This window comes from Mycolicibacterium sp. MU0053, assembly GCF_963378095.1.
Classification (GTDB): domain Bacteria; phylum Actinomycetota; class Actinomycetes; order Mycobacteriales; family Mycobacteriaceae; genus Mycobacterium; species Mycobacterium burgundiense.
This window is the reverse complement of sequence record NZ_OY726397.1, coordinates 146219-171102: the sequence shown is the minus strand read 5'-3', so window position 1 is coordinate 171102 and position 24884 is coordinate 146219. Positions and strand designations below refer to the sequence as shown.

The following is a 24884-nucleotide window of genomic DNA, read 5'->3' as shown; positions in this document are numbered from 1 at the left end:
TCCGAGGCGTGGACGCGAAGGTTCACGACAAGAACTGCACTGGCGAGTACCGCCTCTACGAATGCGCGGAGGAGCACACCGAACGTGAGCACGGATGACGACAACATCGAGATCATCGGGGCCCAAGACCCCCAGCTGATGGCCGGCGGCCCGAACGACGACGACAAACCCATCACCGACCTGGTCGAACAGCCCGCGAAGGTGATGCGGATCGGCACCATGATCAAACAGCTGCTGGAGGAGGTCAAGGCCGCGCCGTTGGACGACGCCAGCCGCAACCGCCTCCGCGACATCCACCGCACCTCGATCAGCGAGCTGGAGGACGGCCTGGCGCCCGAGTTGCGCGAGGAACTCGAGCGGCTGGCCCTGCCGTTCACCGAGGACGCGGTGCCCTCCGATGCCGAGCTGCGAATCGCCCAGGCCCAGCTGGTCGGCTGGCTGGAAGGGCTGTTCCACGGCATCCAGACCGCGCTGTTCGCCCAGCAGATGGCCGCGCGTGCCCAGCTGGAACAGATGCGCCAAGGCGCGCTGCCCCCCGGCGTCGGTGTGCCGGGTCGCCCCGGCGGATCGCACCCGGGCACCGGACAGTACCTGTAGCCACCGGCGATGGTCGCTCCCCACATCGAGACCCGTAACGCCTGGGTCGAGTTCCCGATCTTCGACGCCAAGTCGCGCTCGCTGAAGAAGGCCTTCCTCGGCAAGGCCGGCGGCAGCATCGGCCGCAACGACTCCAACGTCGTCGTCATCGAGGCGCTGCGCGACATCACGATGTCGCTCGAGATGGGCGACCGCGTCGGCCTGGTCGGGCACAATGGCGCCGGCAAGTCGACCCTGCTGCGGTTGCTGTCGGGGATTTACGAGCCCACCCGCGGGATTGCGCGGGTCAGGGGTCGGGTGGCGCCGGTCTTCGACCTCGGCGTCGGGATGGATCCGGAAATCTCCGGTTTCGAGAACATCCTCATCCGCGGGCTGTTCCTCGGACAGACCCGCAAACAGATGATGGCCAAGGTCGACGAGATCGCCGAGTTCACCGAACTGGGCGAGTACCTGTCGATGCCGCTGCGCACCTATTCCACCGGTATGCGCGTGCGCCTGGCGATGGGCGTGGTCACCAGCATCGACCCCGAGATCCTGCTGCTCGACGAGGGCATCGGCGCGGTGGATGCCGACTTCCTGAAGAAGGCCCAGACGCGGCTGCAGAGCCTGGTGGAGCGCTCCGGGATCCTGGTGTTCGCCAGCCACTCCAATGAATTTCTGGCGCGGCTGTGCAAGACGGCCATGTGGATCGACCACGGCACGATCCGGATGACCGGGGGTATCGAAGAGGTGGTGCACGCTTACGAGGGGCCCGACGCGGCGCGCACCGTCCGCGAGGTCCTCGACAAGGTCGCCCGAGAGTCACCGCCGGTATGAGTGAGCGCGTCTGCGCGGTGGTCGTCACCCACCGTCGCCCCGACGAACTGGCCAAGTCGCTGGATGCGCTGGCCGCCCAGCGTCGTCGTCCCGACCAGCTCATTGTCGTCGACAATGACAACGACGGCCGAGTGGCTGAACTTGTTGCCGGACAACCGATCCCGTCGACCTACCTGGGCTCGCGACGCAACCTCGGCGGGGCGGGCGGGTTCGCGCTCGGCATGCTGCATGCGCTCGCGGCCGGGGCGGACTGGATCTGGCTCGCCGACGACGACGGCCGCCCCGAGGGCCCCGAGGTGCTGACGACGCTGCTCGACTGCGCCCAGCGCCACGGCCTGGCCGAGGTCTCGCCGATGGTGTGTGACCTCAATGATCCGGCGCGACTGGCGTTCCCGCTGCGCCGCGGCCTGGTCTGGCGCCGGTTCGCCGCCGAGTTGCGCAGCGACGGGGCCGATGATCTGCTGCCCGGCATCGCCTCGCTGTTCAACGGCGCGCTGTTTCGTGCCGAGACCGTGGAAGCCGTTGGCGTGCCGGACATTCGACTGTTCTTCCGCGGTGACGAGGTCGAGGTGCATCGCCGCCTGGTGCGGTCCGGGCTGCCATTCGGAACCTGCCTGGACGCGGTGTATCTGCACCCGCAGGGCAGCGACGAGTTCAAGCCCATCCTCGGCGGTCGGATGCACACCCAATATCCCGACGACGAGACCAAACGCTTCTTCACCTACCGCAACCGCGGCTACTTGCTGGCCCAACCCGGTCTGCGCAAGCTGCTGCCGCAGGAATGGGTGCGGTTCGGCTGGTACTTTCTGGTATCTCGTCGGGACCCTGCGGGATTTCGGGACTGGGTGCGGCTGCGCCGACTCGGCCGACGCGAGCGGTTCGTCAGGGCCGAGCGAAGCAACGGGAGAACAGAAGGATGACCTTCACCGACGCCACCGCGCAGTCCCGGACGTTCGTGCGGGCCCGCCGCGATCTCGCCGACGGGTTCGCCCGGCGCGAACTCTGGCTGCACTTGGGTTGGCAGGACATCAAACAGCGCTACCGGCGCTCGGTGCTGGGCCCGTTCTGGATCACGATCGCCACCGGCACGACCGCCGTCGCGATGGGTGCGCTGTACTCCAAGCTGTTCAAGCTCGAACTGTCCGAGCACCTGCCCTATGTGACGCTCGGACTGATCATTTGGAATCTGATCAACGCGTCGATCATCGAGGGCTCGGAGGTGTTCGTCGCCAACGAGGGCCTGATCAAGCAGTTGCCCACCCCGTTGAGCGTGCACGTCTACCGGCTGGTGTGGCGGCAGATGATCCTGTTCGGCCACAACATCATCATCTACGTGATCATCGCGATCATCTTCCCCAAACCCTGGTCCTGGGCCGACCTTTCGTTCATCCTGGCGCTGGGCCTGATCACGCTGAACTGTGTGTGGGTGTCGCTGTGCTTCGGCATCCTCGCCACCCGCTACCGCGACATCGGGCCGCTGCTGTTCTCGATCACGCAGTTGCTGTTCTTCATGACGCCCATCATCTGGAACGACAAGACCCTGCAGCAGCAGGGCGCCGAGGGCTGGCTGAAGATCGTCGAACTCAACCCGCTGCTGCACTACCTCGACATCGTGCGCGCCCCACTGCTCGGCGACACCCAAGAACTACGGCACTGGGTCGTGGTCATCGTGCTGACGATCGTCGGCTGGACGGTCGCGATGCTCGCGATGCGCCAGTACCGGGCACGGGTCCCTTATTGGGTGTAGGCGGCGCGGAGCGCTCGCACCGGGGCGCCCCACCCGAGATTGCATTCACGGCGCTGGGATTGACTCCTTTGCGCGAATTCGCACCAATCACCGCCACCAGCACAACCTCGTCGCCACCACAGCGATCTCGGTGCTGCCACCACAATCTCGACGCCCATTAGCCGTGACAGCGCCCCAATATGGGCCAGCGAGCACCGCCGCCGTCACCACCTCTGCGACGAGGGTGCGCAAACTCGGTGAAATCTGCGGCGTGTCGGCCGGGGACACGCCCGCTCGCGGCGAGCCGCTCGCGGCGAGTGGCGAGTGGCGAGTGGCGAGTGGGGGGAACTATCCCGGGACGTGGCCACCGTCCGGTTCGGGGCCGAACACGAAGCGTCGGCCCGAGGTCTCGGTGGGGGTGATGCGGACGTAGCGCAGCTTCAACGTCGCGGTCCAGGGGTACAGGCCGGCCCGCTCGGCCTCCTCGATGTCCTCGGAGCCGTAGAGCACCTCGGCGTTGCCGCGCACGATGACGCTCCAGCCGCCGACGGCGTTGTGATCGTCGGCCTCGAAGAGCACCCTCTCATTCATCACCGTGCCGAACAGCTTGGTGCCCTCGGCGCTGCGGAACAGGATCGTGCCGCGTTGCACCACGTAGTTCACCGGGAAGATCTCGGCCCGCCCACCGAGGGTGGTCACCAACCGACCCAGGTACACGCCGGACAGCAGTTCCCAGCTCTCCTGGTCGGTCAGCGTGGTCACCGGTTGGGGTTCAGCGCTCATGACGCCATTGTCGTGCGGTGGCCCACAACGTGCCAGGGACACCGGGCATCGGCCGACGGGCCGAACGACCCTAGCGCCGCGTCGGCGGTTGCAGGCGGGTGGTCACGCCGATGCGGTTCCAGGCGTTGATGGCCAACGCCATCGCGATCACCTGACCGAGTTCGCGCTCGGTGAAGGCCGCCGCGGCGCGCGCATACACCGCGTCGGAGACGTGTTCGCCGCCGGACAGATTGGTCATCTCCTCGGTCAGCGCCAGCGCGGCCTGCTCCTGTTCGGTGTAGAGATCGGGCACCTCCCGCCAGGCCGAGAGCAGGTAGATGCGCTGCTCGGTCTCGCCGCGCTTGCGCGCACTGTGGGTGTGCATGTCGATGCAGTACGCGCAGTGGTTGAGCTGCGAGGCGCGGATCTTGATCAGCTCGGCCAGCGTCGGATCGAGGTCCTTGCTCGCGGCGTTGTCGAGCGCGATCATCGCCGCGTAGAGCTCGGGGGAGACGCGGTTCATGTTGATGCGGGTGACTTCCAGCGTTTGTGTCATGGCACCCACGCTAGGCCCGAATCGGCATGTTTGTGTGGTGCAATTCAGGCATGAGTTCATGGGCCAATACGGGCACGCGAGACCTGCATCTGGACCTGCGGGAGTCGATCGTCCCGGGCACGCGCGGGGTGCGCGACGTCCTGCTCACCGCGCTGCGCGACGCGGTGCGATCCGGCCGCCTCGGGGTCGGCACGGTGCTGCCGCCGTCCCGCACGCTGGCCTCCGACCTGGGGATTTCGCGCAACACCGTCGCCGACGCCTACGCCGAACTGGTCGCCGAGGGCTGGCTGGCGTCCCGTCAGGGCGCGGGGACCTGGGTGGTCAACCCCGGGCGTCCGCAGTTCCCGGCGCGGCCGCGCGGCACCGGCGCCACCCCGACCCACAATCTGATGCCGGGCTCGCCGGACGTGTCGGCCTTCCCGCGGTCGGCCTGGTTGGCCTCGGCGCGCCGCGCGCTCGACGCCGCGCCCACCGAGGCGCTGCGGATGGGCGACCCACGCGGGCGCCCCGAACTGCGCGCCGCCCTGGCCGAGTACCTGTCCCGCGCCCGCGGCGTGCACCTCTCCGCCGACAACGTCGTGATCTGCGCCGGCACCCGACATGCCATCGAACTACTGGCCCGGGTGTTCGGCCCGTCCGCGCGGATCGCCGTGGAGGCCTACGGGCTCTTCCTCTTTCGCGATTGCCTCACTGCGGCGGGGGCGCAGACGGTCCCGATCGGGATCGACGAGATGGGCGCCGTGGTAGCCGGATTGGACCAGGTGGACGTCGCCGCCGCGCTGCTCACGCCGGCCCACCACTACCCGCACGGCGTGCCGCTGCACCCGTCGCGACGCTCCGCGGTGATCGATTGGGCGCAGCGCACCGGCGGCTACGTGCTGGAGGACGACTACGACGGCGAATTCCGCTACGACCGGCAACCCGTTGGGGCACTGCAGAGTCTGGCGCCCGACCGGGTGCTGTACCTGGGCTCGCCGAGCAAGAGCCTCTCGCCGGTGCTGCGACTCGGCTGGATGGTGGTGCCCGACGAACTGCTGGACGCCGTGCTGGCCGCGGCCGGCGGTCAGCAGTGGTACGTCGACGCGCTGACCCAGCTGACCATGGCCGAATTCATCCGGAACGGCAACTACGACAAGCACATTCGACGACAACGCGCGAGCTATCAACGGCGGCGCGCGGTGCTGGTGGAGCGGCTGCGGCAGGCGGCGCCGGCGCTTGAGGTCAGCGGGGTGCCGGCGGGTCTGCACCTGCTGTTGAAGCTACCCGCGGGCACCGAACACGAGGTGCTGCAGCGCGCGGGCGACGCCGGGGTGGCGCTCGAGGGGTTGTCGCGGGCGCGGCACCCGCACGCCAGCCCGCACGTCGAGCGGCCCGACGGCATCGTCGTCAATTTCGGCACCCCGGCCGAACACGCGTTCGCCGCCGCGGTCGACGCGCTCGTCGCGATCATCCGGACGACGCTGGAACCGCGGCGCTGACACCGGCCCGGGAGCCTCCGGGCTACAGCGTCGCCAGCTCGGCGCGCAGATTGGCCCGGGCCTGCCGTTCCCACCGCTGCCGCGCGATCTCGGTGCGGAACAGCCAGGGCCCCACCAGCAGCGCCTCGATGGCCCGCACCCGGCCGGCGCGGAAGGCCTCCTCGGGGACGTGCGCGTATTCGGCCCGGATCGCCGCGGTGTTGCGGCGGTAGTCCTCGGCCGCGACGGCCAGCGCGGCGAGGTCGGCATCGGAGAGCACCTCGGCGTTGCTGTCCCCGGGGGCGGGGTCGTGTTCGACGGTCATCCGCACCAGCCGGGCCACCTCGGCGACCAAGGGTGCCGGCACGCCCAGCGCCGTCAACTCGGCCTCGGCCTTGCGGGCGCTGTTCTCCTCGTCGTCGGGGCTGCCCGCGTACACCGCGTCGTGGTACCACGCGGCCAGCCGGACCGCGTCCGGATCGGCGGCCAACGGCGCGAGGTCGTCGATCGCGGCCAGCACCCCGCGCAGGTGCACCACGTCGTGGTAACGCCGGTGCGGCTCGGTCCAACTCGCCAGCAGCGCACGCCCGATGTCGTCGGCCTCGGGCGACGACGTGTGCGGCGCAATCAGGGCTCGCCAAGCCCGGACCAAATCCTCCACGCGACCATTGTCGCAGCCTCCCCGCCCCGTAAGCTTCCCGGCGATGTCCGAGACCGTTCCGTCAGGCTCCCCGCTGACCCTCAAGACGCAGGTGCTGCGCTTCCTGGTCACCGGCGGGTTCTCGGCCGTCGTGGACTTCGGCCTCTACATCGCGCTGCTGGCGGTCGGCCTGCACGTCAACGTGGCAAAGACGCTGAGTTTCATCGCCGGCACCATGACGGCCTACCTGATCAACCGGCGCTGGACGTTCCAGGCGCCGCCGAGCACGGCCCGGTTCATCGCGGTCATGGTGCTCTACGCGTTGACCTACGTGGTCCAGGTCGGCATCAATTACGTGCTCTACCTCGAATTCGCCGGTCGCCCCTGGCAGGTGCCGCTGGCGTTTGTGATCGCCCAGGGCACCGCGACCGTCATCAACTTCGTGGTGCAGCGGGCCGTGATCTTCCGGCTGCGCTGAGCGTCGCAGGTCGCGCGGTACCCTTGCCAGCGATGTCTACCGTTACGACGCGGCGCCTGACGGGGTGGGGGCGCACCGCACCCTCGGTCGCCGAGGTGCTCGCCCCCCGCGATTCCGAGGAAGTCGTCGAGGCGGTCGCACGGACCGCGGCCGGCGCCGGCCGCGGCGTGATCGCGCGCGGTCTGGGCCGCTCCTACGGCGACAACGCCCAGAACGGCGGCGGCCTGGTCGTCGACATGTCGGTGCTCAACCGGATCCACTCGATGGACTCCCACACCCACCTGGTGGACGTCGACGCGGGGGTGAACCTGGATCAGCTGATGCGTGCCGCGCTGCCGCTGGGCCTGTGGGTGCCGGTGCTGCCGGGCACCCGACAGGTCACCGTGGGCGGTGCCATCGCCTGCGACATCCACGGCAAGAACCACCACAGCGCCGGCAGCTTCGGCAACCACGTGCGCAGCATGGACCTGCTCACCGCGGACGGCCAAGTCCACCCGCTGACGCCCGACGGCGCCGAGGCCGAGCTGTTCTGGGCCACCATCGGCGGCAACGGCCTGACCGGCATCATTTTGCGCGCCACCATCGCGATGACCCCGACCGAGACCGCCTACTTCATCGCCGACGGCGACGTCACCGGTGGGCTCGACGAGACCATCGCCTTCCACAGCGACGGCACCGAGGCCAACTACACCTACTCCAGCGCCTGGTTCGACGCGATCAGCGCCCCACCGAAACTCGGCCGCGCCGTCATCTCCCGCGGCTCGCTGGCCACCGTCGACCAGCTGCCCGAGTCGCTGGCCAAGAATCCGTTGAGATTCGATGCGCCGCAATACTTCACGGCCCCGGACGTGTTCCCCAACGGCCTGGCCAACAAGTTCACCTTCGGTCCCATGACCGAGCTGTGGTACCGGATGGGGAAGACCTACCGCGGCAAGGCCCAGAACCTGACGCAGTTCTATCACCCGCTGGACATGGTCGGTGAGTGGAATCGGGCGTACGGCTCGGCCGGTTTCGGCCAGTACCAGTTCGTGGTCCCCACCGAGGCCGTCGACGAGTTCAAGGCCATCGTGCGCGACATCCAGGCCAGCGGGCACGTGTCATTCCTCAACGTGTTCAAGCTGTTCGGCCCCGGCAACCGGGCCCCGCTCAGCTTCCCCATCCCGGGCTGGAACATCTGTGTGGACTTCCCCATCAAGGCCGGCCTCGGCGAGTTTCTGACCGGGCTCGACAAACGGGTGCTGGAGTTCGGCGGCCGGCTCTACACCGCCAAGGATTCCCGCACCACCGCGGCAACCTTTCACGCCATGTATCCGCGGATCGACGAATGGATCGCTGTGCGCCGCAAGGTCGATCCCGAAGGAGTGTTCATGTCCGACATGGCCCGACGTCTGGAGCTTCAGTAGTGGTTTTCGATGCTGTAGGTAACCCGCAGACCATTCTGCTCTTGGGCGGCACGTCCGAGATCGGTCTGGCGATCTGCGCCCGCTATCTGCGGGACGCCCAGGCGCGCGTCATTCTGGCCGACCTGCCGAACGCCCCGCGCCGCGAGGCCGCGATCGAGCAGATGCGGGCCGCCGGCGCAAGCTCGGTCAAGTACCTGGACTTCGACGCCCTCGACACGGGGGCCCATCCCGCGGTCATCGACTCCGCTTGGGCGAGCGGCGATGTGGATGTCGCGATCGTGGCGTTCGGGGTGCTCGGCGATGCCGAAGAACTCTGGCAGGATCAGGCCAAGGCCGTGCTGACGGCCCAGATCAACTACACGGCCGCAGTTTCGGTGGGCGTGCTGGTCGGCCAGAAGATGCGGGCGCAGGGCAGCGGCCAGATCATCGCGATGTCGTCGGTGGCGGGCGAACGGGTCCGTCGGTCCAACTTCGTCTACGGCTCCACCAAGGCCGGCCTCGACGGGTTCTACCTGGGCCTCGGAGAGGCGTTGCGCGAGTTCGGGGTTCGGGTTCTGGTCATTCGGCCCGGGCAGGTCCGCACGACCACCACCCTGGAGCACTGGAAGGCGACGGGCGCCAAGGAGGCGCCGTTCACGGTGGACAAGGAAGACGTCGCCGAGTTGGCGGTGGCCTCGGCCGCCAAGGGCAAGGACCTGGTCTGGGCGCCCGCCCCGGTCCGCGTGCTGATGTCGGTCATGCGCCACATCCCGCGGCCCATCTTCCGCAAGCTGCCCATCTGATCATGAATACAGCGCTACTCCGCGCCGCCAGCGCGGGCGGCCGGATGGTGCTGGCGGCCGCGATCGCCGTGGTGGTCTGCGCGATCGCGCTGATCGCCATCAGCCGCGTGCAGTGGCCGGCCTTCCCGTCCAGCAACCAACTGCACGCCCTGACCACCGTCGGCCAATTCGCCTGCCTGGCAGCCCTGCTGGGCGCCGGCTGGCTGTGGCGGCGGGGCCGGCGAGTGCTGGCCCAGCTGGGTGCGACGACATTTCTGGCCGCGTTCGTGGTGGCCACGCTCGGCATGCCGCTGGGCGCCACCAAGCTGTACCTGTTCGGTATCTCGGTGGATCAGCAGTTCCGCACCGAGTACCTCACCCGGTTCACCGACAGCGCCGCGCTGCGCGACATGACCTACGCGGGGCTGCCGCCGTTCTACCCGCCGGGCTGGTTCTGGTTGGGCGGGCGGGCGGCCGCCCTGACCGGCACACCGGGCTGGGAGATGTACAAGCCGTGGGCCATCACCTCGATCGCGATCGCGGTGGTGCTGGCATTCGCGTTGTGGAGCGCGCTGATCCGGTTCGAGTACGCGCTGATCGTCACGGTCACCACGGCCGCGGTGATGCTGGCCTACGCCTCCCCCGAGCCCTACGCGGCGGTGATCACGGTGCTGCTGCCGCCGGTGCTGGTGCTGGCCTGGTCGGGTCTGCGCGCCCAAGCCCGCGATTTCGGCGCGGTTTCCGGCGCTGAGCGCACGGAACCGCGCCGAAATCACTCGGGGTGGGCGGCGATCATCGGCGTGGGGATCTTCCTCGGTGTCACCGCGACGTTCTACACCCTGCTGTTGGGTCTGGCCGCACTCACGGTCACCGTCATGGCGGTCGTGCTGGCCGTCAGCCGGCGCAGCCTCGAACCCCTGCTGCGGTTGGCGGTGTGCGCGGCGATCGCCATCCCGATCGCGCTGATCACCTGGTTGCCGTTCGTGCTGCGCGCCACCCGCGACCCGATGTCGGACACCGGCAGCGCCCAGCACTATCTGCCGGCCGACGGCGCGGTGTTGACATTCCCGATGCTGCAGTTCTCGCTGCTGGGCGCGCTGTGCATGCTGGGCACGCTGTGGTTGATCGTCCGGGCCCGGTCCTCGGTGCGGGCCGGGGCGCTGGCCGTCGGTGTGCTCACGATCTACCTGTGGTCGCTGCTGTCGATGCTGACGACGCTGGCGGGCACCACGCTGCTGTCGTTCCGTCTGCAGCCGACCCTGACGACGTTGCTGGCCGCCGCCGGGGCGTTCGGCTTCATCGAAGTCACCCTCGCCGCCGCCGGCCGCTGGAACCGGACGCTGATCCCGGTGGCCGCGGTACTCGGCCTGGCCGGCGGGATGGCGTTCAGCCAGGACATTCCCGATGTGCTGCGCCCCGACCTGGCGGTGGCCTACACCGACACCGACGGCGACGGGCAGCGCGGCGACCGCCGGCCCCCGGGCTCGGAGAAGTACTACGGGCAGATCGACGCGGCGATCCTGGCGGCCACCGGTAAGCCGCGCGCCGAGACCGTGGTGCTGACCGCCGACTACAGCTTCCTGGCGTACTACCCCTACTTCGGTTTCCAGGGCCTGACCTCGCATTACGCCAACCCGTTGGCGCAGTTCGACCAGCGGGCGGCGGCCATCGAGGACTGGGCCGAACTGGAGACCGCCGAGGAGTTCGTCGCCGACCTCGATGCCTTGGATTGGGCGCCGCCGGAGGTGTTCCTGATGCGCCGCGGCGCCGGTGACACCTACACGCTGCGGCTGGCCGAGGACGTCTATCCCAACCAGCCGAACGTCCGCCGCTACACGGTCGAACTGGGCTCGGAGCTGTTCGCCGAACCGCACTTCACGGTCGAGACCTTCGGACCGTTCGTGCTGGCGATCAGGAACCAGCACTGATGACCCCGCAGCCGCAGGTGTCGGGCGCATTACCATCTAGGTCCGTGAATGACACGGCGCCCAGATTCCGGACTGCGCGCACTGTCGCCATCGTCGCCGGTTTGCTGGGCGTCCTACTGGCGATCGCCACCCCGTTCCTGCCGGTGGAGCAGACCACCGCGGAGCTGAACTGGCCGCAGCACGATCGGCTCGACAGCGTCACCGCACCGCTGATCTCCTATGTGGCCACCGATCTGGACATCACCGTGCCGTGTCAGGTGGCCGCCGGACTCGACGATCCCGGCACCGCCGGCCGCTCGGTGCTGCTCTCGACGGTGCCCAAGCAGGCGCCCAAGGCCGTCGACCGCGGACTGCTGATCGAACGCGCCAACAACAACCTCAACGTCGTGGTGCGCAACACCCCGGTGGTCGTCGCCCCGATGAGCGCGGTGTTGAGTCCGGCCTGCCAGGAACTGCGGTTCACCGCGCACGCCGACAAGGTGACCGCGGAGTTCGTCGGGCTCACCGAGGCCGACGGCACCGACCTGACCCCGGACGACCCGACCGGCCCGCTGCGCGGGGAACGCAGCGGCTACGACTTCCGGCCGCAGATCGTCGGGGTGTTCACCGACCTCACCGGGCCCGCGCCGCCGGGCCTGAGCCTGTCGGCCACCATCGACAGCCGCTACAGCACCGCGCCGACGACCCTCAAGCTCATCGCGATGATCCTCGGCGTCCTGATGACCATCGCGGCGCTGATCGCGTTGCACGTCCTCGACACCGCCGACGGGGTCCGGCACCGCCGCTTCCTGCCGTCGCGCTGGTGGTCGATGACGGGCCTGGACGCGCTGGTGGGCGCGGTACTGGTGTGGTGGCACTTCGTCGGGGCCAACACCGCCGACGACGGCTACATCCTCACCATGGCCCGGGTCTCGGAGAACGCCGGTTACATGGCGAACTACTACCGCTGGTTCGGCACCCCGGAGGCGCCGTTCGGGTGGTACTACGACCTGCTCGCGCTGTGGTCGCACGTGTCCACCGCCAGCATCTGGATGCGGCTGCCGACCCTGCTGATGGCGCTGGCCTGCTGGTGGATCATCAGCCGGGAGGTGCTGCCCCGGTTGGGCAGCGCGGTCAAGAGCAGCACCGCGGCCAGTTGGACCGCCGCGGGCATGTTCCTGGCGGTCTGGCTGCCGTTGAACAACGGGCTGCGCCCCGAGCCGATCATCGCCCTGGGCATCCTGCTGACGTGGTGCTCGGTGGAACGCGCGGTGGCCACCAGCCGGCTGCTGCCGGTCGCGGTGGCCTGCATCATCGGCGCGCTCACGCTGTTCTCCGGGCCCACTGGCGTCGCGTCCATCGGCGCGCTGCTGGTGGCGATCGGCCCGCTGCGCACCATCCTGCATCGACGGTCCCGACGGTTCGGCCGGCTCGCGCTGCTGGCGCCGGTGGCCGCGGCCGCCACCGTCGCGGTGATCCTGATCTTCCGCGACCAGACCTTCGCCAGCGAGATCCAGGCCAGCACCTTCAAGTCCGCGATCGGGCCGAGCCTGAGTTGGTTCGACGAACACATCCGCTACTCGCGGCTGTTCACCACCAGCCCCGACGGTTCGGTGGCGCGCCGCTTCGCGGTGCTCTCGGTGCTGCTCGCGCTCGGCGTCGCGGTCGCGATGTCGTTGCGCAAGGGCCGAATCCCGGGCACCGCGGCCGGGCCCAGCCGTCGCATCATCGGCATCACCATCGTGTCGTTCCTGGCGCTGATGCTGACCCCGACCAAGTGGACGCACCACTTCGGGGTGTTCGCCGGCCTGGCCGGCTCGCTGGGCGCGCTGGCCGCGGTCGCGGTGACCGCGCACGCCATGAAGTCGCGACGCAACCGGACCATCTTCGCGGCCGTGGTGCTGTTCGTGGTGGCGCTGTCGTTCGCCACGGTCAACGGCTGGTGGTACGTCTCGAACTTCGGGGTGCCCTGGTCAAACCAGTTCCCCGAGTACCGTTTCGGTTTCACCACGATCCTGCTGGGCCTGTCGGTGCTGACGCTGCTGCTGGCGACCTATTTCCACTTCAAGTTCACCTCGCCGCACAACGGCGACACCCCGTGGCGGTCCACCAGGGCCGGCCGGTTGCTGCGCTCGCCGTTGGCCCTCGCGTCCTGGGGGCTGGTGCTTTTCGAGGTGGTGTCCCTGACGCTCGGGATGACGGCGCAGTACCCGGCCTGGTCGGTCGGACGGTCCAATCTGCAGGCCCTGACCGGGAAGACCTGCGGGCTGGCCAGCGACGTGCTGGTCGAGCAGGATGCAGGCGCCGGGATGCTGGCCCCGGCCGGCAATGTCGGCGTCGGCGACGCGCTGGGCTCGGTGATCGCAACGGGCTTCTCCCCCAACGGTATTCCGTCGGATGTCTCCGCCGACGACGTCACCGACACCTCGGCCGCCACCAACTTCGCCGATACCGGCGCCAACGACAGCGCCACCAGCGAGGCCGGCACCGAAGGCGGGACCATCGCGACCACCGGCGCCAACGGGTCGCGGGCGCGGCTGCCCTTCGGCCTGAATCCGGCCACCACCCCGGTGCTCGGCAGCTGGCGGGCCGGTCCGCAGCAGCCCGCGGTGCTGCGCTCGGCGTGGTACCGGCTGCCGCCGCGCCAGGAGTCCGGACCGCTGCTGGTGGTCTCGGCCGCCGGGCGTTTCGATCCGGGCGAGGTCATGGTGCAGTGGGCCACCGATCAGGACCTGGCCGACGGCAAGACCGGCGGCTCGATCGGCTTCGCCGACGTGGGCGCGGCACCGGCGTGGCGCAACCTGCGCGCACCGCTGGACGCGATCCCGCGCGAGGCCACCCAGATCCGGCTGGTCGCCACCGACGACGACCTGGCCCCGACGCACTGGATTGCGCTGACCCCGCCGCGCATCCCCGAGCTACAGACCCTGCAGGACGTCGTCGGGTCCGAGGACCCGGTGCTGCTGGACTGGCTGGTGGGCCTGGCGTTCCCGTGCCAGCGGCCGTTCGGCCACCAGAACGGCGTCACCGAGGTGCCCAAGTGGCGCATCCTGCCGGACCGGTTCGGCGCCGAGGCCAACTCCCCGGTGATGGATTACCTGGGCGGCGGGCCGCTGGGCATCAGCGAACTGCTGTTCCGGGCGTCCACGGTGCCGACGTACCTGAACGACGACTGGTTCCGGGACTGGGGTTCGCTGCAGCGCCTGCTGCCGTTCTATCCGAACGCCGAACCCGCCGACATCGACCTCGGCACCGCCACCCGAAGCGGACTGTGGAGCCCGGCACCGCTGCGCCAGTCCTGACTCGGCGCGGCCCTTAGGGGCGTCCTAGCCCGGTCGCATACCATCGACCCTCGTGCCAGATCTCCCACCCGACCGGTTCGACGAGCAGCGTACTTCTGCGAGGAAGAGGCCGGGCGCCATCGGCACAGCTCGCATCATCGCCGTCGTCGCGGGGATCGCCGGGATCCTGCTGTGCGGGCTGGTTCCGCTGCTGCCGGTGCAACAGACCACCGCGACCATCGCCTGGCCGCAGGCCCCGGCCGCGGACGGCTTCGTCAGCGAGGTCACCGCGCCGCTGGTGTCCGGCGCGCCCCGCAGCCTCGACGTGTCCATCCCGTGCCGGGCCGTCGCCACCCTGGGTCCCGAGGGCGGACTGGTGTTCTCCACCATTCCGGAGCGCGGCATCGACGCCAGCCGCAACGGGTTGTTCGTCCGCGCCAACGCCGACGTCGTCTTCGTCGCGTTCCGGGATTCGGTGGCCGCGGCCGCCCCGCGCGCCGACGTCGACGCCGGCGCCTGCAGCACCCTGCACATCTGGGCCGACGCGGGCGAGGTGGGCGCAGACTTCATCGGCCTGCCCGGCGCCGCCGGCACCCTGGCCGCCGAGAAGAAGCCCCAGGTAGCCGGCCTGTTCACGGACCTGCGGGTGCCGCCGCAGCCCGGCCTGTCGGCAGTGGTGGACATCGACACCCGGTTCATCAGCTCACCGACCGCGCTCAAGCTCGCGGTGATGGTGCTCGGCGTCGGGTGCGTGCTGGCCTCGATCGTCGCGCTGGCGTGGCTGAATCGGCGCTCGGCGCATCCCGTCCGGCGCGCCTGGCGCCGCCTGACCCGGGTGGGGCTGGCCACCTGGCTGGCCGACGTCGGCGTCATCGGCACGCTGCTGGTGTGGCATCTGATCGGCGCGACGTCCTCCGACGACGGCTACAACGCGACCATCGCCCGCATCTCCGGCGAGGCCGGCTATACCGCCAACTACTTCCGCTACTTCGGCGCCGGCGAGGCGCCCTTCGACTGGTACCAGTCGGTGCTGGCGCAACTGGCCGCGATCAGCACCCACGGGGTGTGGCTGCGGCTGCCCGCGACCATCGCCGGCATCGCGACCTGGCTCATCCTGAGCCGCTGGGCGCTGCCGCGGCTGGGCCGCGCGCTGGCCGTCAACCGGGTCACGGTGTGGACCACCGGCGCGGTGTTTTTGGCGGCCTGGCTGCCGTTCAACAACGGGCTGCGCCCCGAACCGCTGATCGCGTTCGGTGCGCTGGCCGCCTGGGCGCTGGTGGAGAACGCGATCGGCACCCGGCGGCTGTGGCTGGCCGCCCTGGCCATCGTGGTCGCGGTGTTCACTGTCACCACCGCGCCGCAGGGGCTGATCGCGCTGGCGCCGCTGCTGGTGGGCGCCCGCGCCATCGCCCGGATCGTGCGGGACCGGCGTCCGGTCGACGGGCTGGTGGCCCAACTGGCGCCGCTGGCGGCCGCGCTGTCGCTGATCTTCGTGCTGGTGTTCCGCGATCAGACCCTGGCGACGGTCGCCGAATCGGCGCGCATCAAATACGTCGTCGGCCCGACCATCGCCTGGTATCAGGACTTCCTGCGCTACTACTTCCTGACCGTCGAGGAAAGCGTCGACGGCTCGCTGGCGCGCCGCTTCGCGGTGCTGCTGATGCTGCTGTGCCTGTTCGGTCTGCTTGCGGTGCTGCTGCGGCGCGGCAAGGTGCCCGGCGCCGCCAACGGCCCGGTGTGGCGGTTGATCGGCTCCACCGCGGTGGGTCTGCTGCTGCTGACGTTCACGCCGACGAAGTGGGCGGTGCAGTTCGGCGCGTTCGCGGGGCTGGCCGGCGCGCTGGGCGGGGTCACGGCCTTCGCGTTCTCCCGGGTCGGGCTGCACAGCCGCCGCAACCTGGCGCTGTATGTGACCGCGCTGCTGTTCGTGGTGGCCTGGGCGACCTCGGGCATCAACGGCTGGTTCTACACCGGCAACTACGGCGTGCCGTGGTGGGACCGGCAGCCGGTGCTCGCCGGCCAACCGGTCACCACGATGTTTTTGGTGCTGGCCATCGTGGGCGCGCTGCTGGCCGGCTGGCTGCACTTCCGGATCGACTACGCCGGACACACCGAGGTGGCCAACACCCGCCGCAACCGCGTGCTGGCCTCGACCCCGATGCTGATCGTGGCGATGCTCATGGTGCTGCTGCAGGTGGGCTCGATGGCCAAGGGCTTCGTGCAGCGCTACCCGGTCTACACCACCGGCAAGGCCAACGTCGCGGCGCTGACCGGATCCAGCTGCGCCATGGCCGACGACGTGCTGGTGGAACCCGACACCAACGCCGGGATCCTGCAACCGGTGCCCGGCCAGCAGTTCGGCGAGTACGGTCCGCTGGGCGGCGCAGACCCGATCGGGTTCACCCCCAACGGCATCAGCGAAATCCTGGAGCCGGCCGAACCCGTCACCGCCAACCCGGGACTGGTGAACTCCGACGGTTCCCCCAACAAGCCCAACGTCGGCGTGGGCTACGCCGCGGGCACCGGTGGCGGCTACGGCCCGGTCGGGGTCAACGGCTCGCGGGTGTTCCTGCCGTTCGGCCTGGACCCCGAGAGCACCCCGGTGTTGGGCAGCTACGGCGAGAATCGCGTCGCCGCGGAGGCCACCTCCGCCTGGTACCAGCTGCCGCCACGCACCCCGGACCGCCCGCTGGTGACGGTCGCCGCCGCGGGCGCGATCTGGTACTACGACGAAGAGGGCGGGTTCAACTACGGCCAGTCGCTGAAGCTGCAGTGGGGTGTGCACCATCCCGACGGCAGCTACACCGAGTTGGCCGAGGTCCAGCCCATCGACATCGTCGCCCAGAAGGCCTGGCGCAACCTGCGTTTCCCGCTGGCGTGGGCGCCGCCGGAGGCCAACGTCGCGCGGATCGTCGCCGACGACCCCAACCTGTCCGAGGACCAGTGGTTCGGTTTCACGCCGCCGCGAGTCCCGGTGCTGCAGACCGCGAGTGAGTTCCTGGGCTCGTCGACCCCGGTGCTGATGGACATCGCGACCGCCGCGAACTTCCCTTGCCAACGTCCCTTCGCCGAGCGTCTCGGCGTTGCCGAGCTGCCGGAGTACCGCATTCTGCCCAACTTCAAGCAGGTGGTGACGTCGTCGAACCAATGGCAGTCCGCTGAGGACGGCGGTCCGTTCCTGTTCATCCAGGCGCTGCTGCGCACCGCCACCGTCCCGACCTATCTGCGCGACGATTGGTACCGCGACTGGGGTTCCATCGAACGCTTCATCCGCGTGGTACCCGCCGAGCAGGCACCCGAGGCCGTGCTCGACACCGGCACCCAGCGGGTCTCCGGCTGGCACCGCACCGGACCGATCAGGGCGCTGCCATGACCGATACGCACACCGCCGCCCCGGTGCCGAACAGCACCGGCTCCGCCGCCAAGGACGTCACGCTGGCCCGCTGGATCGCGATGGTCGCCGGCCTGATCGGCTTCGTGCTGGCCGTCGCGACCCCGCTGCTGCCGGTCGTGCAGACCACGGCGACGCTGAACTGGCCGCAGGGCGACGAATACCGCAACGTCACCTCGCCGCTGATCTCCCAAGCCCCGGTCTCGTTGACCGCGACCATCCCGTGCCAGGTGATCCGTGACGTGCCGGCCGCGGGTGCGCTGGTGCTGGGCACCGCCCCGGCCGAGGGCAAGGACGCGGCGCTCAACGGCCTGTTCGTCAACGTCAGCGCGCAGCGCGTCGACATCACCGACCGCAACGTGGTGGTGGCCAGCCTGCGCCGGGAACGGGTCGAAAGCGCGGCCTGCCAACGGATCGAGATCACCTCGTCCGAGGACGGCACCTTCGCCGAGTTCGTGGGTCTGACCCGGCCCGACGGCACCGCGCAACGCACCGGCTTCGCCGACCCGAACCTGCGGCCGGCGATCGTCGGCGTGTTCACCGAGCTGACCGGCCCCGCGCCGCCGGGCCTGTCGTTCTCGGCGACCATCGACACCCGGTTCTCCAGCACCCCGACCCCGTTGAAGCTCGCGGCGATCCTGCTGGCGATCTTCGCCACCGTGATCGCGGTGCTGGCGTTGTGGCGGCTGGACCGCCTCGACGGCCGCCGCATGCAACGGCTGATACCGGGCCGCTGGCGCACCTTCACCGCCGTCGACACCACGGTGATCGGCGCCTTCCTGCTCTGGTACGTCGCCGGGGCCAACTCGTCGGACGACGGCTACATCCTGGGCATGGCGCGGGTGGCCGACCACGCTGGCTACATGTCGAACTACTTCCGCTGGTTCGGCAGCCCCGAGGACCCGTTCGGCTGGTACTACAACCTGCTGGCGTTGATGACGCATGTCAGCTCCGCCAGCATCTGGATGCGGCTGCCCGATCTGGTTGCCGCCCTGGTGTGTTGGCTGCTGCTGTCGCGCGAGGTGCTGCCCCGGCTCGGGCCCGCGGTACTGGCCAGCCGGCCCGCGCTGTGGACGGCCGGCATGGTGCTGCTCGCGGCCTGGATGCCGTTCAACAACGGGCTGCGCCCCGAGGGCCAGATCGCCGCCGGCGCCCTGATCACCTACGTGCTGATCGAACGCGCGATCACCTCCGGCCGGCTGACCCCGGCGGCGTTGGCGATCATCACCGCGGCCTTCACGCTCGGAATCCAGCCCACCGGTCTGATCGCGGTGGCCGCGCTCATCGCCGGCGGCCGCCCGATCCTGCGAATTCTGGTGCGCCGCAGACAGGTGGTCGGGATCTGGCCGCTGCTGTTGCCGCTGCTGGCGGCCGGCACCGTGGTGCTCACGGTCGTCTTCGCCGACCAGACCCTGGCAACGGTGTTGGAGGCCACCCGGATTCGCACCGCGATCGGCCCGAGTCAGGAGTGGTACACCGAGAACCTGCGCTACTACTACCTGATCCTGCCGACCGTGGACGGGTCGCTGTCGCGCCGGTTCGGGTTCCTGATCACCGCGCTGTCGCTGTTCGCCGCGATGTTCATCATGCTGCGCCGCAAGCGGATCTCCGGGGTGGCCCGCGGGCCGGCCTGGCGGCTGATGGGCGTCATCTTCGCGACCATCTTCGTGCTGATGTTCACCCCCACCAAGTGGGTGCACCACTTCGGGCTGTTCGCCGCCGTGGGTGCCGCGGTGGCGGCGCTGGCGACCGTGCTGGTGTCGCGCACGGTGCTGCGCTGGTCCCGCAACCGGATGGCCTTCGTGACCGCGCTGCTGTTCGTGATGGCGCTGTGCTGGTCGACCACCAACGGCTGGTGGTACGTGTCGAGCTTCGGCGTGCCGTTCAACAACGACAAACCCGCAATCGGCGGGATCACGGTCAGCACAATGTTTTTCGCATTGTTCGCGATCTCGGCCGTTTACACGGCGTGGCTGCACTTCGCGCCCCGCGACCGCGGTGAGGGCCGGATTGCCCGCGCGGTGACCGCGGCTCCGATCCCGCTTGCCGCGGGCTTCATGGTGCTGGTGTTCATCGCCTCCATGCTGATCGGCGTGGTGCGGCAATACCCGACGTACTCGAACGCCTGGGCCAACCTCCGCGCCTTCGCCGGCGGCTGCGGGCTGGCCGACGACGTGCTGGTGGAACCGGACCCCAACAACGGATTCCTGACCCCGGTGGGCGGCCCGGCCGGCACCCTCGGCCCGCTGGGCGGCGAGCGTCCGGTGGGCTTCACCTCCGACGGCGTGCCCGAAAAGATTGTGGCGGAGGCGATCCGGCTCAACCGCGTGGTGCCGGGCTCGGACTACGACTGGGATCAGCCGGAGCAACTCGAGCGGCCGGGGATCAACGGGTCCACCGTGCCCCTGCCCTACGGACTGGACCCGGCGCGGGTGCCGCTGGCCGGCAGCTATGCCACCGGGCCGCAGCAGCCGAGCACCCTGACCTCGGCATGGTACGAACTGCCGGCCGAGAACGACGCGCAGCCGCTGGTGGTCATCACCGCCGCCGGCACCATCACCGGCAACAGCGTGTTCAACGGCCGCACCGAGGGGCAGGCGGTCGAACTCGAATACGGCCGCCCCGGCCCCGACGGCGCCCCGATGGCGACCGGGCGGATGACCCCCTACGATCTGGGTCCCGCCCCGTCCTGGCGCAATCTGCGCTTTCCGCGGGCCCAGATCCCCACGGATGCAACGTTTGTCCGGGTGGTCGCCGACGACGCGTCGCTGACACCCGGGGACTGGATCGCCGTCACGCCGCCGCGGGTGCCGGAACTGCGCTCGATCCAGGAGTACGTCGGCTCCGATCAGCCGGTGCTGATGGACTGGGCGGTGGGCCTGGCCTTCCCGTGCCAGCAGCCGATGCTGCACGCCAACGGCGTCACCGAGGTGCCCAACTACCGGATCACCCCGGACTACAACGCCAAACGGCTGGACACCGACACCTGGCAGGACGGCATCAACGGCGGCCTGCTGGGCATCTCCGACCTGCTGCTGCGCCAGCACGTGATGGCGACGTATCTGTCGCAGGACTGGGGCCGCGACTGGGGTTCGCTGCGCCGGTTCGAGACGGTGGTCGAGGCCACGCCGGCCGAGATCGAACTGGGCGACGCGACCCGCTCGGGACTGTGGAAGCCGGGCCAGATCCGCATCAAGCCCTAGCTGTAATGGCCAGGGAGGTTGTGAACGGCGTGGTGCGCGGAAGTAGGTGAGGACCTCCGGTATCGGTGTGGTTACCACACACACGCCGATCACCAGGAGGTCCTCGTGTCCCACGCTAATGCTTCGCTGACCCCGAAGGGGCGATTGAAACTCGCCAAGCTGATTGTCGATGAGGGTTGGTCGATCCGACGTGCTGCTGAGCGGTTCCAGTGCTCACCGGCCACAGCGAAGAAGTGGGCCGATCGCTACCGGGTCGGTGGCGCGGAGGCGATGTTCGACCGACCCAGCCGTCCGCGCCACAGCCCCAACCGGCTGCCGGCACGTCGGGAGCGTCGGATCGTCAAGCTGCGCTTCACCCGCCGCTGGGGGCCCGATCGGATCGCCGCACACCTGCACGTGCCGCGATCAACGGTGCAGGCGGTGCTCAAGCGCTACAAGATGCCCCTGTTGAGGCACCTGGATCAGGCCACCGGCCTGCCGGTACGCCGCCCGAAGCCCAACCGCTACGAGCACGCGGCGCCGGGCGATCTGGTGCACGTGGACATCAAAAAGCTCGGCCGTATCCCCGATGGTGGTGGGCACCGCAAGCTCGGCCGGCAAGCGGGGCGCAAAACCCGCAGCGGGATGGGCTACGCCTACCTGCACCACGCGGTCGACGACCACAGCCGACTGGCCTACTCCGAAGAACTCGACGACGAACGCAAGGAGACCGCCGCAGCGTTCTGGCGCAACGCCAACGCCTTCTTCGTAGACCATGGCATCATCGTTCGGCGCGTCCTCACTGACAACGGATCATGTTACCGCTCAAAGTGTTTCGCCGAAGCACTAGGCGATGTGATCACGCACAAGCGAACCCGACCGTATCGGCCGCAGACCAACGGCAAGGTGGAACGCTTCAACCGCACCCTGGCCGCCGAATGGGCCTACGCCCAGACCTACCGGTCCAACGACGCCCGCGCGCAGACCTACCAAGATTGGCTGCATCACTACAATCACCACCGACCCCACACCGGTATCGGAGGAAAGACCCCCATCGAGCGCCTACGCGTTCACAACCTGCCTGGTCATTACACCTAGCCCCTTCCTTTCCCCGCCTTACCCCCTTACCCGCCTACCCGCCTTACCCCTTACCCGCGAGCGGGCGGGTCCCCGGCCGACACGCCGCCGCGAGAGCGTGGTTTGCGCACCCTCGCGGTCGGCTCGCACTCGCACTGTCGGGTACAGCACTGGACGCCCAGCCGTGGCGAGCAGCCCCGGCTGTGTGCCGCCATGGTCAGTGTCTCGGTGACCTAACGAATCAGCCGAGCTTCGGCGTCGTCGGTCGCGCAAGTATCAGGAACGTGGTCAGGTGGATGTCGATGCCTTCATTCCGGATTTCCCCCCGCCTCTGCGCCGCCGCAGGATGGGTCGCGCTGCTTGCGATCGGCGCGCCGGTTGCCGGCGCCGCGCCCGCCACCGACGCCCAGGGTTACGTCGACTCCACCGCTCGGTGCGCCCCGCCGAACACCGTGGTCGAGTTCGGCAGCACGGACAAGTCCCGCGTGGCGATCTGCACGTCGGCCGAAGGTGGCTACCAGTACCGGGGTGTTCGGTTACGGGACGGCGCCAAAATGATCCTGTCCGCCACCCGCGCCGACGACGGCGCGTTCATCGCCAAGAACTACGGCATCGAGTACACCGTGGCGGCGAAGTCGCTGATCATCAGCGAGGGCGAGCAGGTGATCCGGGAGGAACCGTGGATCGACTTCCACGTGGCAGGCACCGCCAGTGCGCCGACGACGAAGTCGGCACCCATCACGCCGCTGCCCGCCGAGGTGGGTGGGGGTAGTTAGCTCCCGATCTCCAGGCGCGAGCGGCCGGCCCGGTACACATTTCGCCGCTGAATCAGTACCTAGGTGGACGCTGATCCGTGCTGTGGGACTCACCCACCCGCGCTAAAAGTCCCGCCGACCACGGCTCGCATCGTACGGTCGAGCCATGACCGGCAGCATCAAGATGGGCAAGGCGGTCCTCAGCCGCGTCGTCGAGCATCAATTCGAGGCCGGCACCGCGCTGTTCCCGGGCACCCCGGCCCAGGCGTGGGAGGACGAATCCGGCCTACTGGTGCCGAACTTCTACCGCCCCGACGCCGGACAGTTCCGGCTAGCGATACAGAGCTGGGTCATCGAGGTCGACGGCCTGATCGTGCTCGTCGACACCGGGGTCGGCAACGACCGCGACCGGCCCCATCTGCCGCCGCTGTCGAACCTGTCCACCGACTTCCTGGGTGCGCTCGGGCGCGCCGGCGTCGAACCCGAGGCGGTCGACGTCGTGATCAACACTCACCTGCACACCGACCACGTCGGCTGGAACACCCACCTCGTCGACGGTGCCTGGGTCCCGACCTTCCCCAACGCGCGCTACCTGATGCACGACGCCGACCATCGTCACTTCGGGCCCGAGGGCGCCGGCCACGACGACGGCGCCGCCCACGTGTTCGCCGACAGCGTCGACCCGGTGGCCGAGCAGGTGCAGCTCTGGGACGACAACTATCAGCTGTCCGAATCCCTTTGGCTACGAACGGCATCCGGCCACACGCCGGGATCCTCGGTGGTCTGGCTGGACGCCGGCGTGCCCGCGGTGTTCGTCGGGGACCTGACGCACTGCCCCATCCAGATTCCGCGCCCCGGCGACGCCTGCGCGTTCGACCTCAACGCCGGCGAGGCGGCCGTCACCCGCAAGCGGGTGTTCACCGAGGCCGCGCGGCGCCGTGCCGCCGTCGTTCCCGCGCACTACCCCGGGCCGGGCGGCGCCAGGATCGTCGCGCGCGGGGACCGTTTCACGGTCGACAACTGGCTGGGCCTGGAGCCCATCTGAGCCGATGTCAGTGCGGCGGCCCCAGATACGGGAATTCGCCGAGGGTGTCGACGTGCGGGCGCAGGCCACTGGGCGGGCATTCGCCCTTGGTCAGAAACGCCAGCCGGTAGTCGATGACATCGTCGTGAAAGGTCCTGCCATTGGGGTACTTTGCGGGTTTGGCCGGGTTGTAGGTCAACATGTCCGGCAGCGTGCCCTCGTTGTCGATCGCCGCAATGGCCTCGTCGCGGGTGTAACCGCCGGTGTGTCCCATCAGGTGGATGAACATGCCGATCCAGCGTTCCCGATCCCGGACGGGTTCGCCGGCGTTGTACTCCTCCTTGGTTTCGTCGGTGTTGAAGAAGCTGCTCACCGAGGGATGCCCGGCGCGGTCGACGTGCAGCAGTTTGCCGTCGCGGCGGACACTGCAGCGGCCCCAGATCCCCAGGTCCGGGTCGGCCCCCAGCGCCGAGGTCGGCATCTCGAGCACCATCGAGAACACGTTGGCCTCGAGGTTGGAGTCCACCCCCGTCCACGGCGAGGTGCCGCCCAGGTGCGGCGCGGTGAAGTTGCGGCCGCCGGAGGTGTCGAACAGGTTCTTGATGCCGTCGAAGTCGAAGAAGAACGCGTCGCTGCGGGCGCCGGCGAAGAAGGTGAAACTGCCCGAGGTGTGGATGCGGGGTTCCTTGCCGAAGGACACTTCGACGCCGGAAAACAGGTTCGACCCGACGGCCTCGTCGGATTCGGCGTCACCGTCGACGGCCAGGAAGACGTCCACCGTCTGGCGCCCGTCGCGGGGTTCGGAATACACGAAGCTGAAGGCGATGTCGGTGCGCAGATCGCCGTCGTTGTCGATCGCCAACCGGTAGATCGCGTCTGGGTGCAGCGCATCTGCGGTGGGGTTCGCATTGAGGATGAGCACCGTGTTGGCCGGTTCGGCGGGCGACGGGAACGCGTACAGATCGCACAGGTCGAGACGCTGGTCCCCCAGCGGTGGGCCCAGGCTCAGCCCGGTGAAGTGGTTGGACATGAGGTCCATCCAACCGTCTCGGCCCGGCGAGCGGGCGCAAA

Annotated in this window: 19 protein-coding genes; 15 read left to right on the top strand and 4 right to left on the bottom strand. The window is 69.3% G+C overall.

What is annotated here, in order from left to right; translation table 11 throughout:
* Positions 1-138: 138 nt before the first annotated feature.
* Genes RCP80_RS00750 through wzm form a run of 4 tightly spaced genes read left to right on the top strand, consistent with a single transcriptional unit; the run spans position 139 to position 3160 of the window.
* Complete coding sequence (locus RCP80_RS00750; RefSeq protein WP_308483043.1) at positions 139-597, top strand: bacterial proteasome activator family protein; 459 nt, start codon at positions 139-141, stop codon at positions 595-597.
* A gap of 9 nt (positions 598-606) precedes the next feature.
* Positions 607-1413 (top strand): galactan export ABC transporter ATP-binding subunit Wzt/RfbE, encoded by an 807-nt coding sequence (wzt, locus tag RCP80_RS00745; protein ID WP_308480526.1) that lies wholly within the window; start codon positions 607-609, stop codon positions 1411-1413.
* On the top strand, positions 1410-2333 hold the full coding sequence (glfT1, locus tag RCP80_RS00740) for a galactofuranosyltransferase GlfT1 (protein ID WP_308480525.1): 924 nt from the start codon (positions 1410-1412) through the stop codon (positions 2331-2333). Before wzt ends, glfT1 begins: the two co-directional genes overlap by 4 nt.
* The gene (gene wzm / locus RCP80_RS00735) at positions 2330-3160 is read left to right on the top strand and encodes a galactan export ABC transporter permease subunit Wzm/RfbD (RefSeq protein ID WP_308480524.1); all 831 of its coding nucleotides are present in this window, start codon (positions 2330-2332) and stop codon (positions 3158-3160) included. Before glfT1 ends, wzm begins: the two co-directional genes overlap by 4 nt.
* A 327-nt stretch (positions 3161-3487) precedes the next feature.
* Here the strand turns inward: wzm and RCP80_RS00730 are convergent, their stop codons facing one another.
* The gene (locus RCP80_RS00730) at positions 3488-3922 is read right to left on the bottom strand and encodes a pyridoxamine 5'-phosphate oxidase family protein (protein ID WP_308480523.1); all 435 of its coding nucleotides are present in this window, start codon (positions 3920-3922) and stop codon (positions 3488-3490) included.
* Between the two features lie 70 nt (positions 3923-3992).
* Positions 3993-4457, bottom strand: coding sequence for a carboxymuconolactone decarboxylase family protein (locus RCP80_RS00725; protein WP_308480522.1), 465 nt, complete (start codon positions 4455-4457; stop codon positions 3993-3995).
* 50 nt (positions 4458-4507) lie between these two features.
* Between RCP80_RS00725 and pdxR the strand changes: the two genes are divergently transcribed.
* A complete protein-coding gene (gene pdxR, locus RCP80_RS00720) occupies positions 4508-5935 on the top strand; it encodes a MocR-like pyridoxine biosynthesis transcription factor PdxR (RefSeq protein ID WP_308480521.1) in 1428 nt (475 codons plus the stop codon).
* Positions 5936-5957: 22 nt separating this feature from the next.
* Here pdxR and RCP80_RS00715 read toward each other — a convergent pair whose 3' ends face one another.
* Positions 5958-6575 carry an HD domain-containing protein gene (locus RCP80_RS00715; protein ID WP_308480520.1) on the bottom strand — a complete coding sequence of 206 codons (618 nt, stop codon included), beginning with the start codon at positions 6573-6575 and terminating at the stop codon, positions 5958-5960.
* Between the two features lie 43 nt (positions 6576-6618).
* Here RCP80_RS00715 and RCP80_RS00710 point away from each other — a divergent pair, with 43 nt between their 5' ends.
* The 10 genes from RCP80_RS00710 to RCP80_RS00665 all read left to right on the top strand — a co-directional run bounded on the left by RCP80_RS00710 (position 6619) and on the right by RCP80_RS00665 (position 23834).
* Complete coding sequence (locus RCP80_RS00710; protein ID WP_308480519.1) at positions 6619-7032, top strand: GtrA family protein; 414 nt, start codon at positions 6619-6621, stop codon at positions 7030-7032.
* Positions 7033-7064: 32 nt separating this feature from the next.
* The gene (locus tag RCP80_RS00705) at positions 7065-8435 is read left to right on the top strand and encodes a decaprenylphosphoryl-beta-D-ribose oxidase (protein ID WP_308480518.1); all 1371 of its coding nucleotides are present in this window, start codon (positions 7065-7067) and stop codon (positions 8433-8435) included.
* Positions 8435-9217, top strand: a complete 783-nt coding sequence (locus RCP80_RS00700) for a decaprenylphospho-beta-D-erythro-pentofuranosid-2-ulose 2-reductase (protein WP_308480517.1) — start codon at positions 8435-8437, stop codon at positions 9215-9217. The genes RCP80_RS00705 and RCP80_RS00700 overlap by 1 nt, the downstream gene beginning before the upstream one ends.
* Before the next feature lie 2 nt (positions 9218-9219).
* Positions 9220-11124 carry a galactan 5-O-arabinofuranosyltransferase gene (locus tag RCP80_RS00695; protein ID WP_308480516.1) on the top strand — a complete coding sequence of 635 codons (1905 nt, stop codon included), beginning with the start codon at positions 9220-9222 and terminating at the stop codon, positions 11122-11124.
* Entirely contained in the window at positions 11124-14405 is a 3282-nt protein-coding gene (locus RCP80_RS00690) for an arabinosyltransferase domain-containing protein (RefSeq protein WP_308480515.1), read from the top strand. The genes RCP80_RS00695 and RCP80_RS00690 overlap by 1 nt, the downstream gene beginning before the upstream one ends.
* A gap of 118 nt (positions 14406-14523) precedes the next feature.
* Positions 14524-17757, top strand: a complete 3234-nt coding sequence (locus RCP80_RS00685; protein WP_308483042.1) for an arabinosyltransferase domain-containing protein — start codon at positions 14524-14526, stop codon at positions 17755-17757.
* Positions 17754-20978 carry an arabinosyltransferase domain-containing protein gene (locus tag RCP80_RS00680; protein WP_308480514.1) on the top strand — a complete coding sequence of 1075 codons (3225 nt, stop codon included), beginning with the start codon at positions 17754-17756 and terminating at the stop codon, positions 20976-20978. The genes RCP80_RS00685 and RCP80_RS00680 overlap by 4 nt, the downstream gene beginning before the upstream one ends.
* Before the next feature lie 105 nt (positions 20979-21083).
* Positions 21084-22055, top strand: a complete 972-nt coding sequence (locus RCP80_RS00675; protein ID WP_308480513.1) for an IS481 family transposase — start codon at positions 21084-21086, stop codon at positions 22053-22055.
* Between the two features lie 275 nt (positions 22056-22330).
* On the top strand, positions 22331-22810 hold the full coding sequence (locus RCP80_RS00670) for a hypothetical protein (RefSeq protein WP_373693427.1): 480 nt from the start codon (positions 22331-22333) through the stop codon (positions 22808-22810).
* A gap of 145 nt (positions 22811-22955) precedes the next feature.
* A complete protein-coding gene (locus tag RCP80_RS00665; protein WP_308480511.1) occupies positions 22956-23834 on the top strand; it encodes an MBL fold metallo-hydrolase in 879 nt (292 codons plus the stop codon).
* A gap of 7 nt (positions 23835-23841) precedes the next feature.
* Here the strand turns inward: RCP80_RS00665 and RCP80_RS00660 are convergent, their stop codons facing one another.
* Entirely contained in the window at positions 23842-24843 is a 1002-nt protein-coding gene (locus RCP80_RS00660; RefSeq protein ID WP_308480510.1) for a DUF4331 family protein, read from the bottom strand.
* Between the last annotated feature and the right edge of the window lie 41 nt (positions 24844-24884).